Below are 15,958 nucleotides of genomic sequence, written 5' to 3' on the forward strand. Positions count from 1 at the left end.
GGTCCCAGACGAAAAGAGGTGGCGAAAAACGGCTGTTTTTGATTATGGGCACGGGGCCGCGAGCGCACAGGGCGCTGCCAACGGCCACGAAGCGCGGGCTCCTTAGCATAGGGTTTTGCGGGCCGCAACCAATCACCCCGGCAAAAAAGCCAAAAAAGCCGGGCCGGTGTCCAAAATATCTTTTTGCCTCATGCCTTGAGATTCAAGGCAATTCTTTTATTTAAAACCATGGGTCGACATATCGCTCCAAGGGCAGGGTCATAGACATATGGACGTTATAACATCGCTTCTACTTGATCCGGCGGCCTGGGCGGCGCTTTTGACCTTGGTGGTCATGGAAGTCGTCCTCGGCATCGACAATCTGATCTTCATCTCCATTCTGACCAACAAGCTGCCCGAAGCCATGCGCGGCCGGGCCCGCGCCTTCGGCCTGGGCGGCGCGCTGATCATGCGCATCCTTTTGCTGTTCACCCTGACCAGCCTGACGGCGCTCAAGGACCCGGTCTTCACCGCCATGGGTCACGGCTATTCGTGGCGCGACATCATCCTGATCGCCGGCGGCCTGTTCCTGGTCTACAAGGCCACGACCGAGATCAGCCACGCCACCAGCCACAAGGACGGCGACGACCACGACAAAAAGCCGTCCAAGTCGCTGGGCTTCGCCGCTGCCATCGCCCAGATCCTGATGCTCGACATCGTCTTCTCGATCGACAGCATACTGACCGCCGTCGGCATGACCGACCACCTGCCGATCATGATCGGCGCCGTGCTGATCGCCGTCTTCCTGATGTTCGTGGCGTCGGGTCCGATCTCGGCCTTTATCGGCCGCCATCCGTCGATCGTCATGCTGGCCTTGGGCTTCCTGCTGATGATCGGGGCCGTGCTGATCATGGACGGCACGGGCCACCATGTCGACAAGGGCTATGTCTATGGCGCCATGGCGTTCGGCGCCTTCGTCGAAGGCTTGCAGATGCTGCGGCGGAAAAGAAGCAAGAGCTAAACCTCGGATTAAGCGAACTTCGTTATGATGATGGTCCGTTCGCAGAAGGCGAAGACCATGGACATAACGTCGACCCTGCCTGCCGCGCTGCCGCGTGGCATGTCGGTCGAGCGCTTCCAGGCGCAGGAAGCCGCCGACAAGAAGAAGGCCGCGATCACCGCCGCGGCCAGCAAGGTGTTGAGCTCGCCGAAGAACGACGCCGCCGAGCAGACGAAGACGCGCGTGCGCGAGCAGATCCAGGAAATCCGCAAGCGCCTCAATATCCTGAAGTCGCTCTACGCCAACAATCCGAAGGAGATGGCGAAAGCCCTGGCGCAGGTCTTCAAGGACCTGAAGGCCGCCATCAAGGCATACAAGGCCGCGCTGAAAAGCGAGATGGACAATGCCGGCGACGCCGGTGTCACCGCCATGCCGGCAGAACCCGCCCCCACGGCTGCCGGCGACACGGCCGAGAAGCCGGATGGGGATGACGCCGCCAAGGCCGACGCACCTGAGGCCGGCAAGGCCGCCGCTTCCGATACGCCTGATGGCGGTCAGGATCCGAAGACCGATTCGGCGGCACAGCCCGACCCGACGGCTCCCTATGGCGCGGTCGAAACCGCCGCCAAGACCATGGTCGGTGAAGACGGCCTCAACTTCACCAAGGAAATCCGCGCCCTGGTCAACCTGATCGAACAGAAGCTGCTGACACCCGCACGCATGCAGAAGGCCATGCAAAAGCCGGACAAGGCGACCGACGAGGCCTTCAAGGACGTCGAGGAACAGTTGAAGTCCCTGCGCAAGGAGATCGAGGACACCGACCGCGACCTCAAGGCCGAGGCGCCGATGGCCGGCATGCATCTGGATATTGCGGCGTAAAGCCCTTCTCTGCGAACCCCAGGGAATCTCAGATATTGAACGGACTTCCCTTCTCCCCACTTGAGGGGTATAGCGCCAGCGAAAGTATAGCTTTCGCCAGCGTTGGGTGGCCCGCAGGGTCGGATGGGGGGTTACTGCACCTTCAGCGCGCGCATCGCTATATGATTTCCCGCTGACCTTGACCTTCGGGCCTTTCCTCTCTCCATTTGAGGAGCGGAGCGCCAGCGAAAGAAAGGCGCGTAACGCCAATATGAGCGGTAGTGCCAGCACGAGCGCGCGCGGAAGATGCCGGATTTACCCCTCATCCGGCCCTTCGGGCCACCTTCTCCCCTATTCAAGGGGAGAAGGAATAGGCGACCCGCTACCTTGGAATGCCATATGCGATTGCCCTGCTTTGCATGGGAGCGGAAAGGTGAGATCAGGCCTTCTGACAGCGACCCGCCTACAAGAAATTATACGGGTCGATATCGACGATCTGACGGATGGCGCTGGGGCGTTTGACGCTGGTAAGCCAGTGAGCCAGGAAGCCCTGGAGATCACGGTTGCGGTCGGCGCGCACCAGGAAGCGCTTGCGCCATTGGCCGCGCACCAGGGCCAACGGTGCATCGGCCGGACCATAGACATCGATGCCGGGACTGTTGGGAATCACCAGGGTCAGCTCATGCGCAAACCGGTTCAGCTGGTTCTGGTCGCGGCCCTGCAGGATCACCGCCCCCAACCGGCCGAACGGCGGAAACTTGGCGATCTCGCGCGACATGCTTTCATAGGCGTAGAAGGCTTCGCGGTCCTGATGCTGCAAGGCCTGCATGACCGGATGTTCCGGCGTATAGGTCTGGATGACGGCGCGCCCCGGCTTGACCTTGCGCCCGGCACGGCCCGTCGCCTGGGCCAGGAGCTGGAAGGTCCGCTCCGCCGCCCGCAGGTCGCCGCCCTTCAGCCCCAGGTCGGCGTCGACAATGCCCACAAGGGTCAGGTTCGGGAAGTTATGGCCCTTGGCGGCGGCCTGGGTGGCGATGACGATATCGACCTCGCCGTCCTCGATGCGGCGGATCAGCGACGCCGAGGTCAGGGCATCGGGCGCGGTATCCGAACTGAAGACTTCGGCGCGCACACCCGGGAATCTCTGCTCGACCTCCTCCAGGATGCGCTCCACGCCCGGCCCGATGGACGTCAGCCCGTCCTTGGCGCCGCAGTGCGGGCACGCCGCCGGCTTCTTCATAGAAAAGCCGGTCAGGTGACACACCAGCCGCCCGGACGCACGGTGTTCGACCAGCCAGGAATCGGTATTGGGCGCCGACAGCTTTTCGCCGCACGCCTTGCACAGGACGAGCGGCGCATAGCCCCGGCGGTTCAAGAACAGCATGACCTGTTCGCGGCGTTGCAAGGTATCGAGAATCTCACCCACCAGCGGGTCGCTCAGCCACAGCCCCTTGTCGGGCGGATGCGCCTTCATGTCGATCAGGGCAATGTCAGGCAGTTGCGCTGTGCCGTGGCGTTCACCCAGCCGCACCCAAGCATAGCGGCCCTTTTCGGCATTGGTCAGCGTTTCGAGCGACGGCGTGGCCGACGCCATGATGATCACGGCGCCGTCCTGGCGGGCGCGGAAGACGGCCAGGTCGCGGGCGTGATAGCGCACACCCTCTTCCTGCTTGTAGGAACTGTCGTGTTCTTCGTCGATGACGATCAGGCCGAGTTTCGGGAACGGCAGGAACAGGGCCGAGCGCGCGCCGACCACCAACCGGATCCTGCCCGCCGCCACGCCTTCCCAGATACGGCGGCGCGAGCCGTTCGAGATGTTGGCGTGCCATTGCGCCACCTCGACGCCGAAGCGCGCCTTCAACCGCCCCAGCACGGCCTGGGTCAGGGCAATCTCCGGCAACAGGATCAGCACCTGGGACTCCGGCCGTTCGCGCAAGATGTCGGCGACACTTTCGAGATAGACCTCGGTCTTCCCCGAGCCCGTGACGCCGTCGAGCAGCACGGGAGCAAACGTGTCTTTCGCGGCTTCGTTGCGCAGCAGGATGTGCGCCGCCGCCTGCCCGGGATTGAGCGTGGCCGGGGCGAAATCGGGATCGGGCGCGCGATAGTCGTCGGCTGCCGGCAGGTCGACCTTTTCCAGGACGCCTTCCTTTTCGAGCGCGGTGACGACACCCGTAGATACCGCGGCCGCCATGGCCAGGTCGCTCAACCCCATGGGCAGGACCGCCGTCTCGATGACGCGTTCGCGGGCCCTGGTCATGCGCTGCGGCGTCTGCCCGGTCGCGACATAGCCCTGACGGACCTGGCCCCTGGCGACACGCAAGGCGCGCAGACAGCCATTGAGGAAGACGCCCGGCGGCGTCAGGGTCCACCCTGCCGCCCACAGCCAGAAATCGAGCGCGGCTTCGGGTACCGAGGGGTCGTCGAGCCTGTGCAGCACGGCCTTGAGCTTGAGATTTTCGTCGGTCCGCGTGTCGAACCCGACCACCACGCCGCGCACCCTGGCGTGGCCCAGCGGCACCAGGACATGGTTACCGCGTTCGAGATGAAGGGTGTCGGGAATCAGGTAATCGAGCGGCTCAGGCATGGGCGCCATGACGACCACCTTCGCAACAGTCCGCGTGGCGGCTTCGGCTTCACGCAGCAGGGGCAATTCGGTCGTCAGGGCACTCATCCTCTCGCGTGTAGCATGAATCATGACGCCTTGTCACAGCTTGGCCGCAAAAGCGCTTGAGGGCCGCATCGTCCCGAACTACAGTATCGTCCGATCCTAAATAGGTACGTCTTATGAGCTCCGAAAGCGGCAGCACAACGCTCGATCTGGATGACTGGCAGACCGTCCGTCGCCTGCTGGTCGACCACGCCGCAGACATCGCGCGCGACAAGGCGTTGCTCGACGACCTGGGCTTGCAGCCCAAGGCGCGTCACCTGATCGACTTCGGTCCGGCGGCGCTGGCCCGGCTGGAAGCCCGGGCGCTCAAGGATTTCGACGTCCGCCGCCAGCTTGAAATGACCGCCAAGGCCAATTTCGACGCGCAGAACCAGACCCACGGCCTGGTGCTGAGCCTGATGGAGGCACGCAACCACGCCGACCTGGCGCGCCGCCTCAATGAGGAATCGCGCAACCGGTTCGGCCTGGTCGCCGGCACGATCGCGCTCGAGGACACAGGCCCCGTGCCGCTGGGCTGGAAGACGCTCGACGACGGCGGGGTCGACTATATCGTCGGCGAAACCGGCCTGTCGCTGCTGGGCCCCGACGGCGCCTGCCGCGTCCTGTTCGACGACGATATCCGCCGCATCAAGTCGGCCGCCGTGCTGCGCATCGCCCTGTGGCGCGAAGGCCGGCCGGGCCTGGTCGCCTTCGGATCGTCGGACTTCGACGGCTTCTCGCCGGACATGGGCGCCGAACTGGTGGCCTTCGTCGCCCGCGTCGTCGAACGCGTCGCCGACCGCTGGCCGGTCATCGCGTAATACCTCTCTTCATCACGGTTTGGTAACGCCCACTTAGCAATTCTTTGCTTGAGTGACACGGTTAACTTATCCACAGATGGGCGGACATGGCGTATAAAGGACAGCCCAGCCAGTGCTGGTCCATGGGGTCTCCCTCTCCGGCCGGAAAAGGTTCTGTTAGGAGTAAGCCCTCTCACCGTCTCCGGCACACTTTCAGGTCGGAGAAGGGAGGCCACCCATGACCGCGACATTGGCCGATGCGCAAACCGCCTGGTTCGCGTGGCTGAAAGGCCAGAGGCGCTGCTCTCCGCGCACGCTCGAAGCGTACGGACATGCCCTGCGCGGCTATATTTCCCACATCGACGGAACGGTCGGCGGACGGGCGACGCTCGACGACGTCGTCAAGGTCGGCACGAACGACCTGCGCGGCTGGATGGCGCACCTGCGCAGCAAGGACCCGCCCCTGTCGCCGCGCTCCCTGGCCCAGCACCTGTCGGCGGTCAAGTCGTTCCACAACTGGCTGGACCTGCACATGGACCTCGGCAATGCCCAGGTCGCCATGATGCGCGGGCCGCGGCTGAAAGCCACATTGCCGCGCCCGCTCAATCCCGACCAGGCCTTCGGACTAATCAACGAAACGCACATGGACGCCGACCGCGACGACTGGGAAAACGCGCGCGACGAAGCCGTCTACATGCTGCTGTACGGACTGGGCCTGCGGATCTCCGAAGCCCTGTCGCTGACATTGGGCGACACGCCGCTGCGTGAGTCCCTGCGCATCACCGGCAAGGGCAACAAGATGCGCACCCTGCCGGTCCTGGCCGCCGTGCGCGACGCCATCGAGACCTACAAGGCGCAGCAGCCCTTTCCGTTGCAAGACGATGACAAGCTGTTCCGCGCCAAACGCGGCGGCGAGCTGTCACCCCGTCACGTCCAGGCCAGCGTCCAGCGCCTGCGTTCGCGGCTCGGCCTGTCCGACCGCGCCACGCCACATGCCCTGCGCCATTCCTTCGCCACACATCTTCTGGGCTCCGGCGCCGACCTGCGCTCGATCCAGGAATTGCTGGGCCACGCGTCGCTATCAACGACGCAGAAATATACCCAGGTCGATGCCGATCACCTTCTGGCCGCCTACGCCGCGGCGCATCCCAAGGGCGGCTGAGCTTAGCGCGCCCGGTATTCCTCGAAATTCTTGAGATAGTCGTCGAAGTTCTCTTCGAGCATCTTGCGAAACTCGCCCGCAAAATAGTCAAGCGCTTCGCTGCGGCGCTGCACCATCTCCTCGGGCGACGACATCCACGTCCAGGCCACCCAGGCACTGAAACGCGCATTGGCGTACATCATCGAGGCGCTGACCTTGCCTGCACCCTCGGCTTCGTTGATCTGGTCGTTCGACAGGTTGATATGCGCATCCGCCCGGTCATAGAACCTGTCATCAAGATCGGCCATTCCGCTTCTTCCTGCAAAAATGCGAAGACCTTCCCACGGGCCGCCCCGAGGAAGGTCTTCGCGATATCGGACTTTCAGCCTGAAGCGTATTACGCCTGCATGGTCCAGTTTTCGACGCCCATGGCCGCCTGACGGACGGCTTCCGAACGCGTCGGGTGCGGGTGGCAGGTGCGCGCCACGTCTTCCGAAGCGCCGCCGAAGGCCATCAGCACGCAGGCTTCGCCGATCATTTCACCGACCTGCGGGCCCATCATGTGCACGCCCAGGACCTTGTCGGTCTTGGCGTCGGCCAGGAATTTCACGAAGCCTTCGGTCTCGTGGTTGATCTTGGCGCGGCTGTTGGCGGTGAAGGGGAACTTGCCCGTCTTGTACTGCACGCCGGCGGCCTTGAGCTGCTCTTCGGTCTGACCGACCCAGGCCACTTCCGGAGCGGTATAGACGACCGACGGCACCAGGTTGTAATCGACGTGACCCGCCTTGCCGGCGATCAGTTCGATACAGGCGACAGCGTCTTCTTCCGCCTTGTGCGCCAGCATCGGGCCGGTGATGACGTCGCCGATCGCCCAGACGCCCGGGGCGGCGGTCTTGAAGTGGCTGGTCGGAATAAAGCCGCGCGCGTCGGTCGACACGCCGACGGTTTCCAGGCCCAGACCCTTGGTGAACGGACGGCGGCCGATGGCGACCAGCACGACGTCGGCATTGAGTTTTTCCTGCGCGCCGCCGGCCGCCGGTTCCAGCGTCAGATCGACGCCCTTGCCGCCCGTCTTGGCCGAGGTCACCTTGGTGCCGAGCTTGAAGGCGATGCCCTGCTTTTCCAGCGCCTTGCGGAAGGCGGTCGCGACTTCGGTATCCATGCCCGGCGTGATGCGGTCGAGGAATTCGACGACGGTGACCTGGGCGCCCAGGCGGCGCCACACCGAACCGAGTTCCAGCCCGATGATGCCGGCGCCGACGACGACCAGCGACTTCGGCACGGCCGGCAGCGACAGGGCGCCGGTCGAGTCGACGACCGACTTCTGGTCGATATCGACGCCCGGCAGCGGGGTCGGTTCCGAACCCGTGGCGATGACGATGTTTTTGGCGGTCAGGGTCTGGGTCGAGCCGTCATTGCCCGACACGGTGACCTTGCCGGCGCCGGCGATCGTGCCGCGGCCGACAAAATACTGGACCTTGTTCTTCTTCATGAGGAATTCGACGCCCTTGGTCAGGGCGGTGACGCTGTCCTGCTTGGCCTTCATCATCTGGACGAGGTTCAGCTTGGGCGCCGGCACCTCGATGCCGATCGAGGCGAATTCGTGCGTGGTGGCTTCGAACAGTTCCGAAGCGTGCAGCAGCGCCTTGGACGGCATGCAGCCGACGTTAAGGCAGGTGCCGCCCAGCACGCCGCGCATTTCGACAATGGCCGTCTTGAGACCCAGTTGCCCGGCGCGAATGGCGGCATTATAGCCGCCCGGTCCGCCGCCAATGATCACCACGTCGAAATTCAGGTCGTCGGCCATAATGCATATCCCTTGGCATTTAGGAAGTTTGTGGGCAGCAGGTAAGTTCCTGACGCCGCAAGGTCAAGTCAAATAGGGCTTTGAACGCAAAGAATCTCGAGTGATCGCAGACGCGACTACTCGGCTTCGGCAGTTACCGCGCGCAACGCTTTCCAGCGCTTCTGGTCGCGCGACATGTAGACGAGAAATCCCAGCACCAGCGCCACCAGGGTCAGGACGTAGCGCGGGTCCCAGCCCGACAGGATGTTGAACAGCTTGTCCTGCAAGCTGCCGCCGGAACTGCCGTTGGTCAGGTAGGTCAGGATCAGGTCGGCGACAAAGCCGAGGCCGTAGACCATCGCCGCCCGGATATTGCCGTTGGCGTGCAAAAGCGCCGCCGCGACGTACAGGAAGATCACCGCGCCCCACAGGGCGATAACCGGCGTATTGTGCGTAGCGATGGCGTCGACCGCCGTATCGCCCTGGATGGAATCGAGTGGCGCGCCGGCGTCACCATCCATCGGCGTGTTGCCGGACGCATTGAAATCGTTGCGGTCGGCGCTCATCGTCGGCACCGATCCGCCCATGTCCGTCGGGAACAGGAAAGCCTTGGCCACCGGAAAGGCGATCCACAGGGCGTAGGCCACCGTGAGCACCATCAGGAACCAGCGCAGATATTTCATGACCCCATCCCCAGCCCATCCCCAGCCCATCCCCAGCCAAAGGCGTCTGGCCGCGTTAACCTTTTCTATCCGAAAACGCGGCCCTTGGCCATAGGCGCCTACTGCGTGGGCGCGCTGTTGAGATCGGCCAGCTGCGCGTTGGGATCTTCCTTGAGTTCGCCGAGATGCCCCAGATTTTGCGCCGCGAAGTCCGCTACCTTTTGAAAGTACGGCTTGTCGCCACACGCCTGGGTGCCTTCGAGATAGGCGGCACGGTAGTTCCTGACCGCCATTTCACGCGCCTGCTTGAATTGTTCGGCGGTGACCTTGGTCGCGGACGGATCGAGCTTCTGAATCTTCGCCATACGCGAAAATCCCATCGCCGATTCCGCGCAGGCATCGGCGGCGTAGACGACCTTGCGCGGCAGGACCAGTTCGTTGTTCAGGTTGAATTCCTGGTCCTGGTCGGAGGTATCCGGAATGAAGACCATGCTGGCGGTGTCCGTACCGCCGCCCTGGGTGAGTTGCGAGACGCTGCTGGCGTCGATGTGCTGCTTGGGGCGGCCGATATGCTCGGCCAGCAGGATCCAGAATTCTGGAAGGTCGAGCATCGAGTCTTCCTTGAAGGTTACCTGGCCGAACGTGTCGCCGGAGTTGAGATACAGGTCCAGCATCTCACGGAAGCCACGCTTCAGCTTATCCCGGTCGGCCTGCGACAACTGCGACGACACCGACGGACGGCCAAGTTCCAGGGCCAGACCGTATTCCAGCATGGCCGTGGGGTTGGTGACGTCGGCCTTCTTCAGCAGATCCATCATCGGCGTGGTCATGGCGGCTTCGATGTAGACCTTGCCCTTTATGGCGTCCTCGGTCTCGAACGACGAAATATTATCGGTCGACCTGTGACGCTCGGCATGCGCGCTGGTGGAAAATGCTACCGCAACCAGTGCGGCCACGGCCAAAGCCCTGCGAACAATCATCGGATATCCCTGTATAATAATTATTTTTGAAATAGTAACTTGGGCCGGGGCCGCCGTCACGAAAAATCTCGGTTCATGCCGCCGGTTAAATGGGTTGTAAGGCCACTGTGGTAGCAATGGCGCATGTCCCCCGCGCTCGACCGCCTGACCCGTCTTCTGCAGCACGTCTTCATCGACGCGGGATCGACCTTTTCGCTGATTTCGCTGGCGTCGGCCCTGATCATCTCGGCGGCCTGGCTGGGTGTGCGCCGCAAGCGCCGGACGCCCTTGCAGCTGAAGGTCCTGGCGCGGGCGCTATTCCCGTCGCGCATCTGGAAACACGCCTCGACGCGCGCCGATATCGGCCTGTTCGTACTCAGCATTACCGGCATGTCGCTGCTCATCGGCTGGGGCCTGGTCTCGGCGCGCGGCATCGAACACATGGTCGAAAGCGGTTTGAACGGAACGTTCGGACCGTCGGCAGTCGGCGCACCCGCCTGGCTGGCGTGCGGCGTGCTGACGGTGACCGGCTTCCTTGGTTACGATTTTTCGTACTGGCTCGACCACTATCTCAAGCACCGCGTCAGCTGGCTATGGCCGTTCCACCGCGTGCACCATACGGCCGAGGTCCTGACACCCCTGACCTCGTACCGCACCCATCCGGTCGATAACCTGATCTTTGCCAATATCAGCGCCGTCATCATCGGCGTGGCGGAAGGCGTTGTGCATTATGGGCTTGGCGCGCATGTGTCCGAACTGGCGATCGCCGGCACCAATATCGTTCTGGTCGCCTTCCTTTATACGACCATCCACCTCCAGCATTCGCATATCCGCATCGCCTTTACCGGCTGGCTGGGGCACGTCGTCTTCAGTCCGGCGCACCACCATATCCACCATTCCGCCGACCCCAGGCATTACGACTGTAATCTCGGTTCGTGCCTGGCGGTATGGGACTGGATGTTCGGGACCTTGCAGATGCCCGACCCGAAGGCACGATTGACGTTCGGCACGGTGGCAGAGGAGGACCCGCATAGCGCGACGGGAACCTTGTTGTATCCGTTCTTACTAGCGTTTCGGGCGGTGTGGCCGCGTCGCTTACACCTCCCCGTTTTCGAAGAAAATGGGGAGGGGGACCGCACGACTGAACCATTGCGGAAGCAATGGTGAAGGAGATGTGGTGGTGGGGTTTCTTACTTTCTTTGAGACAGCGGTGTCTGGGAAAGAAAGAAGAAACCCCACCACCACCCTTCGCTAACGCTACGGGCGGTCCCCCTCCCCATCGCTTCGCGACGGGGAGGTACAAGAAAGGGAAATGAGAAAAGCCCCGCAGTTGCCTGCGGGGCTTTTCGTTTTGGTCTGTGACCGGGCTTAGACGTCGAGCACGAAGCGCTGCGGGTCTTCCAGGCCTTCCTTGACGCGGACCAGGAAGGTCACGGCTTCCTTGCCGTCGACGATACGGTGGTCGTAGCTGAGCGCCAGGTACATCATCGGGCGGATGACGACCTGACCGTTGACTGCCATCGGGCGCTCCTTGATCGAGTGCATCCCCAGGATACCGACCTGCGGCATGTTGAGGATCGGCGTCGACATCAGCGAGCCGTAGATGCCGCCGTTGGTGATGGTGAAGGTGCCGCCCTGCAGCTGGTCGATCGACAGCGTACCGTCGCGCGCCTGTTTGCCGAGCGCGGCAATGCCCTTTTCGATGCCGGCCAGCGACAGCTGGTCGACGTCGCGCAGGACCGGAACGACCAGGCCCTTGTCGGTGCCGACGGCGACGCCCAGGTCGTAGTGGTTCTTGTAGATGATGTCCTGGCCTTCGATCTCGGCATTGACCGCCGGGATGTCCTTCAGCGCCGCGACGACGGCCTTGGCGAAGAAGGACATGAAGCCCAGCTTCACGCCGTGACGCTTTTCGAAGACGTCCTTGTAGGCGTTGCGCATGGTCATGATCGCCGTCATGTCGACTTCGTTGAACGTCGTCAGCTGGGCGGCGGTGTTCTGCGATTCCTTCAGGCGGCGCGCGATGGTCTGGCGCAGGCGCGTCATCTTCACGCGGTCTTCGCGCGGGCCCGTCGGGCGCGGCGCGGCGGGCGCGGCGGCCGGAACCGGTGCGCTGGCAACCGGGGCAGGCGCACCACCCGACAGGGCGGCAAGAGCGTCGCCCTTGGTGATGCGGCCGTCCTTGCCCGAGCCCGGGATGGACGACGGGTTCAGGTTGTTTTCGGCGACGATGCGCTGCACCGACGGCGACAGGTTCGGGTTCGAACCGGCGGGGGCGGCAGCGGCAGCCGGAGCCGGAGCGGCGGCGGGCGCAGGCGCTGCGGCCGGGGCCGAAGCCGCAACCGAACCGTCGGTCGATATCTTGGCGATGACCTGGCCCGGCGTCACGGTCGCACCGTTGCCGGCGATGATGTCGGCCAGGGTGCCGTCGGCGGGCGAAGAGACCTCGACCGCGACCTTGTCGGTCTCGATCTCGACCAGGACTTCGTCCTTCTTGACGGCGTCGCCCTTCTTCTTGTGCCAGGTCGAAATCGTGCCTTCGGCAACGCTTTCGCCCATGACCGGCGTCTTGACGTCGAGCAGGGCCGCGCCACCGGCCGAAGGCGCCGGCGCTGAAGCTTGCGGAGCAGGCGCCGCGGCAGCGGCAGCGGGTGCCGCAGGCGCAGCGGCAGCGCCGGCACCGCCGACGGTGCCGAGCTTGGTACCCGGGGTCACGGTCTCGCCTTCGCCGACGAGGATTTGCAGCACGCCGTCGGCGGGCGCGGCGACTTCGAGCGAGACCTTGTCGGTTTCGAGCTCGACGAGCACTTCGTCCTTCTTGACAGTTTCGCCGGACTTCTTCTTCCAGCTGGCGATGGTGGCTTCGGTTACGGATTCGCCCAGGACGGGAGTGAGGATATCAGCCATAAGGATAGGCTCCGAGTCTTTGAATTCTGTGTGATGCGCGGATGCGCCAAGCGGGTTCAGGCCAATGGCGTTCGCGTTTACGCGAACGCCTCATTCAGGAACGTTTCGAGTTCTTTGAGGTGGCGGCTCATCTGACCCGCTGCGGTGGAAGCCGAGGCCGGGCGGCCGACATAGCGGGCGCGCTTGGCCTTGATCTTCAGCTTGTCGAGCGTCAGCTCAAGCCACGGCTCGACGAAGGTCCAGCCGCCCATGTTCTTCGGCTCTTCCTGGCACCAGACCAGTTCGGCGTTCTTGAAGCGGCCAAGCTCGGTCATCAGCGACTTCATCGGCCACGGATAGAACTGCTCGAGACGCATCAGGTAGACGTCCTTGATGCCCTTCTTTTCGCGGTCGTCGAGCAGGTCGTAATAGACCTTGCCCGAGCACAGGATGACGCGGCGGATCTTGTCGTCGGCCACCAGTTGCACGCCGGCGACCTCGGGCTTGCGCTCGGCATCGTCGTGCAAGACGCGGTGGAAGGACGAACCTTCGGCGATTTCCGACAGCGACGAGACGGCCTTCTTGTGACGCAGCAGCGACTTCGGCGTCATCAGGATCAGCGGCTTGCGGAACGGCCGGTGGATCTGACGGCGCAGGATGTGGAAGTAGTTGGACGGCGTCGTGCAGTTGGCGACCTGCATATTGTCTTCGGCGCACATCTGCAGGAAGCGCTCGAGGCGGGCCGAGGAGTGTTCCGGACCCTGGCCTTCGTAGCCGTGCGGCAGCAGCATCACCAGGCCCGACATGCGCAGCCACTTGCGTTCACCCGACGAGATGAACTGGTCGATGATGACCTGGGCGCCGTTGACGAAGTCGCCGAACTGGCCTTCCCACAGGACGAGGCTGTTCGGGTCGGCGAGGCTGTAGCCATACTCGTAGCCCAGCACCGCTTCTTCGGACAGGGCCGAGTCGATGCCTTCGTACTGGGCCTGGCCGTCGCGCAGGTGGTTGAACGGGAAATAGCGTTCTTCGGTCGTCTGGTCGACGAAGCCGGAATGGCGCTGCGAGAAGGTGCCGCGGATCGAGTCCTGCCCCGACAGGCGGACCGGGAAGCCTTCGTCGAGCAGCGAGCAGAAAGCCAGGGCCTCTGCCGTCGCCCAGTCGAGGCCTTCGCCGGATTCGATCGCCGCACGGCGCGCGTCGATGACGCGGCGAAGCGTTTTGTGGGCGTCGATCTCGTTCGGAATCGTGGTGATCTTGCGGCCGAGATCCTGAAGCTTGGCGCGCGGAACGCTGGTCGTGCCGCGGCGCTCGTCTTCCTCGGGCAGGCCAAGACCCTGCCACTTGCCGTCCAGCCAGTCGGCCTTGGTGGCCTTATAGGCCTTGCCGGCGTCGAATTCGGAATCGAGGAACTTGTCGAAGTCGGCGACGAAGCCGTCGGCCTCGGCCTGGGTCAGCACGCCTTCCTTGATCAGGCGCGCGGCATACAGTTCGCGCGTCGACGGATGGTCCTTGATCTTGGCGTACATGATCGGCTGCGTGAAGGTAGGATCGTCGCCTTCGTTGTGACCGAAGCGGCGATAGCAGAACATGTCGACCACGACGTCCTTGGCGAACTTCTGGCGGAACTCGGTCGCCATCTTGGCGGCGAACACAACGGCTTCCGGATCGTCACCGTTACAGTGCAGGATCGGCGCCTGCGCCATCAGCGCGACGTCCGAAGGATACGGCGACGAACGCGAGAAGCGCGGCGCCGTCGTAAAGCCGATCTGGTTGTTGATGACGAAGTGGATCGTGCCGCCGGTGCGATAGCCCTTGAGGCCCATCAGCGCCAGGCATTCCATGCCGACGCCCTGGCCCGCGAAGGCGGCGTCGCCGTGGATCAGCAGGCCGACGGCGCCCGAACGGTCGGGCGCCTCGACCTTGCCCTTGTTCTGGAAGGACTGCTTGGCGCGCGTCTTGCCCAGCACGACCGGGTTGACGATTTCCAGGTGCGACGGGTTGGCGGTCAGCGACAGGTGGACATTGTTGCCGTCGAACGCGCGGTCCGACGAGGCGCCCATGTGGTACTTCACGTCGGACGACCCTTCGATGTCCGACGGCAGGGACGAACCGCCCTGGAATTCGTGGAAGATGGCGCGGTAGGGCTTGCCCATGACGCCGGCCAGCACGTTCAGGCGGCCGCGGTGGGCCATGCCGAAGATGATGTCCTTGATACCCAGGTGGCCGCCGCGCTTGATGATCTGTTCCAGCGCCGGGATCATGGCTTCGCCGCCGTCGAGGCCGAAGCGCTTGGTGCCTGGGAAACGGCGGTGGCAGAAGCGTTCGAAGCCTTCGGTTTCGATCAGCTTCTTCAGGATGGCGATCTTGCCTTCCTTGGTGAAGGTGATTTCCTTGTCGCGGCCTTCGATGCGTTCCTGCACCCACGCCTTTTCCTGCGGATCGGCGATGTGCATGTACTGGACGCCGATATTGCCGCAGTAGGTGCGGCGCACGATGGCCAGGATTTCGCGAAGCGAGGCGGTCTCAAGGCCCAGCACGCCGTCGATGAAGATCGGACGGTCCATGTCGGCTTCGGCGAAGCCCCAGTATTCCGGCGTCAGCTCGGGGTTCTGGATGGGAGGCTCGATACCCAGCGGGTCGAGGTTCGATTGCAGGTGGCCGCGGATACGGAAGGCGCGGATCAGCATCAGGGCGCGGATGGAGTCGCGCGCGGCCGACTGGGTGTCGGCGACCGATGCCTGCGGATTGCGTTGCTGGATGCCCTTTTCGACCTTGGCGGCGACGGCCGGCCACATGCCGTCCATGGCCGAGATCAGGTCGTCGCGCGGCGCGGGTGCGGGCTTGGCCCACTGGCCGGTCGCCGCATTGGCCTTTACAGTGTCGGGACGATCGAGGAGCTGATCGAAGAAGGCCCGCCATTCAGGGGGCACGGAGTTGGGGTCAGCTGCCCACTTCTCCTGCATCATCTCGATGTACACCGCATTGGTGCCATAGAGGAACGAGGTCTCCGCGAAGACCTGGTTGAGCCGGCTGGAATCGTCCGCCATGTTTCCTGTCCAGACGGCCAATTACGACACCGCCTGCCTTTCCACTATATGTGCGTTGATGTCCGTCATGGGACACCGCCGCGATTTCAACGTGAAGCGGCCAATCACGACACCGCTCCGAAGTTGCCCCTGCGAAGTGCATGTCGCGGACCGGCGGTTTATCCGGTCCGCGCACCGCGCAGGGTTA

At 63.7% G+C, this 15,958-nt stretch carries 12 protein-coding genes; 5 read left to right on the forward strand and 7 right to left on the reverse strand.

Features of this window, described 5'->3' with window-relative positions:
• The first annotated feature begins 268 nt into the window (after nucleotides 1-268).
• Both AB8717_RS18540 and AB8717_RS18545 read left to right on the forward strand, forming a co-directional pair.
• Entirely contained in the window at nucleotides 269-1,000 is a 732-nt protein-coding gene (locus tag AB8717_RS18540; protein WP_443748800.1) for a TerC family protein, read from the forward strand.
• Between the two features lie 24 nt (nucleotides 1,001-1,024).
• Nucleotides 1,025-1,858 (forward strand): hypothetical protein, encoded by an 834-nt coding sequence (locus tag AB8717_RS18545; protein ID WP_443748801.1) that lies wholly within the window; start codon nucleotides 1,025-1,027, stop codon nucleotides 1,856-1,858.
• Nucleotides 1,859-2,300: 442 nt separating this feature from the next.
• Here AB8717_RS18545 and AB8717_RS18550 read toward each other — a convergent pair whose 3' ends face one another.
• Nucleotides 2,301-4,511 carry a primosomal protein N' gene (locus tag AB8717_RS18550; RefSeq protein WP_443748802.1) on the reverse strand — a complete coding sequence of 737 codons (2,211 nt, stop codon included), beginning with the start codon at nucleotides 4,509-4,511 and terminating at the stop codon, nucleotides 2,301-2,303.
• Between the two features lie 113 nt (nucleotides 4,512-4,624).
• On the opposite strand from AB8717_RS18550, the gene AB8717_RS18555 reads away from it, so the two are divergent.
• Together AB8717_RS18555 and AB8717_RS18560 are read left to right on the forward strand one after the other, a co-directional pair.
• Complete coding sequence (locus tag AB8717_RS18555) at nucleotides 4,625-5,308, forward strand: DUF484 family protein (RefSeq protein ID WP_443748803.1); 684 nt, start codon at nucleotides 4,625-4,627, stop codon at nucleotides 5,306-5,308.
• 217 nt (nucleotides 5,309-5,525) lie between these two features.
• Nucleotides 5,526-6,449 (forward strand): tyrosine recombinase XerC, encoded by a 924-nt coding sequence (locus tag AB8717_RS18560; RefSeq protein WP_443748804.1) that lies wholly within the window; start codon nucleotides 5,526-5,528, stop codon nucleotides 6,447-6,449.
• A gap of 2 nt (nucleotides 6,450-6,451) precedes the next feature.
• Here AB8717_RS18560 and AB8717_RS18565 read toward each other — a convergent pair whose 3' ends face one another.
• From AB8717_RS18565 to AB8717_RS18580, 4 genes are all read right to left on the reverse strand, one after another.
• Entirely contained in the window at nucleotides 6,452-6,736 is a 285-nt protein-coding gene (locus AB8717_RS18565) for a DUF3144 domain-containing protein (RefSeq protein WP_443748805.1), read from the reverse strand.
• Between the two features lie 89 nt (nucleotides 6,737-6,825).
• A complete protein-coding gene (gene lpdA / locus AB8717_RS18570; protein ID WP_443748806.1) occupies nucleotides 6,826-8,235 on the reverse strand; it encodes a dihydrolipoyl dehydrogenase in 1,410 nt (469 codons plus the stop codon).
• Between the two features lie 116 nt (nucleotides 8,236-8,351).
• On the reverse strand, nucleotides 8,352-8,897 hold the full coding sequence (locus tag AB8717_RS18575) for a hypothetical protein (protein ID WP_443748807.1): 546 nt from the start codon (nucleotides 8,895-8,897) through the stop codon (nucleotides 8,352-8,354).
• Between the two features lie 98 nt (nucleotides 8,898-8,995).
• Nucleotides 8,996-9,832 (reverse strand): hypothetical protein, encoded by an 837-nt coding sequence (locus tag AB8717_RS18580; RefSeq protein WP_443748808.1) that lies wholly within the window; start codon nucleotides 9,830-9,832, stop codon nucleotides 8,996-8,998.
• A gap of 147 nt (nucleotides 9,833-9,979) precedes the next feature.
• On the opposite strand from AB8717_RS18580, the gene AB8717_RS18585 reads away from it, so the two are divergent.
• A complete protein-coding gene (locus tag AB8717_RS18585) occupies nucleotides 9,980-11,002 on the forward strand; it encodes a sterol desaturase family protein (protein ID WP_443748809.1) in 1,023 nt (340 codons plus the stop codon).
• 201 nt (nucleotides 11,003-11,203) lie between these two features.
• On the opposite strand, the gene odhB is transcribed toward AB8717_RS18585, so the two are convergent.
• Nucleotides 11,204-12,742, reverse strand: a complete 1,539-nt coding sequence (odhB, locus tag AB8717_RS18590; protein WP_443748810.1) for a 2-oxoglutarate dehydrogenase complex dihydrolipoyllysine-residue succinyltransferase — start codon at nucleotides 12,740-12,742, stop codon at nucleotides 11,204-11,206.
• 77 nt (nucleotides 12,743-12,819) lie between these two features.
• Nucleotides 12,820-15,771 carry a 2-oxoglutarate dehydrogenase E1 component gene (locus AB8717_RS18595; RefSeq protein WP_443748811.1) on the reverse strand — a complete coding sequence of 984 codons (2,952 nt, stop codon included), beginning with the start codon at nucleotides 15,769-15,771 and terminating at the stop codon, nucleotides 12,820-12,822.
• Nucleotides 15,772-15,958: the final 187 nt, after the last annotated feature.

It is taken from the genome of Asticcacaulis solisilvae, assembly GCF_052327315.1.
In the GTDB taxonomy this organism is placed as follows: Bacteria; Pseudomonadota; Alphaproteobacteria; order Caulobacterales; family Caulobacteraceae; genus Asticcacaulis; species Asticcacaulis solisilvae_B.

Bases quoted from the DNA above. Each gene is read 5' to 3' on its own strand.
- AB8717_RS18540 (WP_443748800.1), top strand. From the start codon at position 269: ATGGACGTTATAACATCGCTTCTACTTGATCCGGCGGCCTGGGCGGCG.
- AB8717_RS18545 (WP_443748801.1), top strand. From the start codon at position 1,025: ATGATGATGGTCCGTTCGCAGAAGGCGAAGACCATGGACATAACGTCG.
- AB8717_RS18550 (WP_443748802.1), bottom strand. From the start codon at position 4,511: ATGAGTGCCCTGACGACCGAATTGCCCCTGCTGCGTGAAGCCGAAGCC.
- AB8717_RS18555 (WP_443748803.1), top strand. From the start codon at position 4,625: ATGAGCTCCGAAAGCGGCAGCACAACGCTCGATCTGGATGACTGGCAG.
- AB8717_RS18560 (WP_443748804.1), top strand. From the start codon at position 5,526: ATGACCGCGACATTGGCCGATGCGCAAACCGCCTGGTTCGCGTGGCTG.
- AB8717_RS18565 (WP_443748805.1), bottom strand. From the start codon at position 6,736: ATGGCCGATCTTGATGACAGGTTCTATGACCGGGCGGATGCGCATATC.
- lpdA (WP_443748806.1), bottom strand. From the start codon at position 8,235: ATGGCCGACGACCTGAATTTCGACGTGGTGATCATTGGCGGCGGACCG.
- AB8717_RS18575 (WP_443748807.1), bottom strand. From the start codon at position 8,897: ATGAAATATCTGCGCTGGTTCCTGATGGTGCTCACGGTGGCCTACGCC.
- AB8717_RS18585 (WP_443748809.1), top strand. From the start codon at position 9,980: ATGTCCCCCGCGCTCGACCGCCTGACCCGTCTTCTGCAGCACGTCTTC.
- odhB (WP_443748810.1), bottom strand. From the start codon at position 12,742: ATGGCTGATATCCTCACTCCCGTCCTGGGCGAATCCGTAACCGAAGCC.
- AB8717_RS18595 (WP_443748811.1), bottom strand. From the start codon at position 15,771: ATGGCGGACGATTCCAGCCGGCTCAACCAGGTCTTCGCGGAGACCTCG.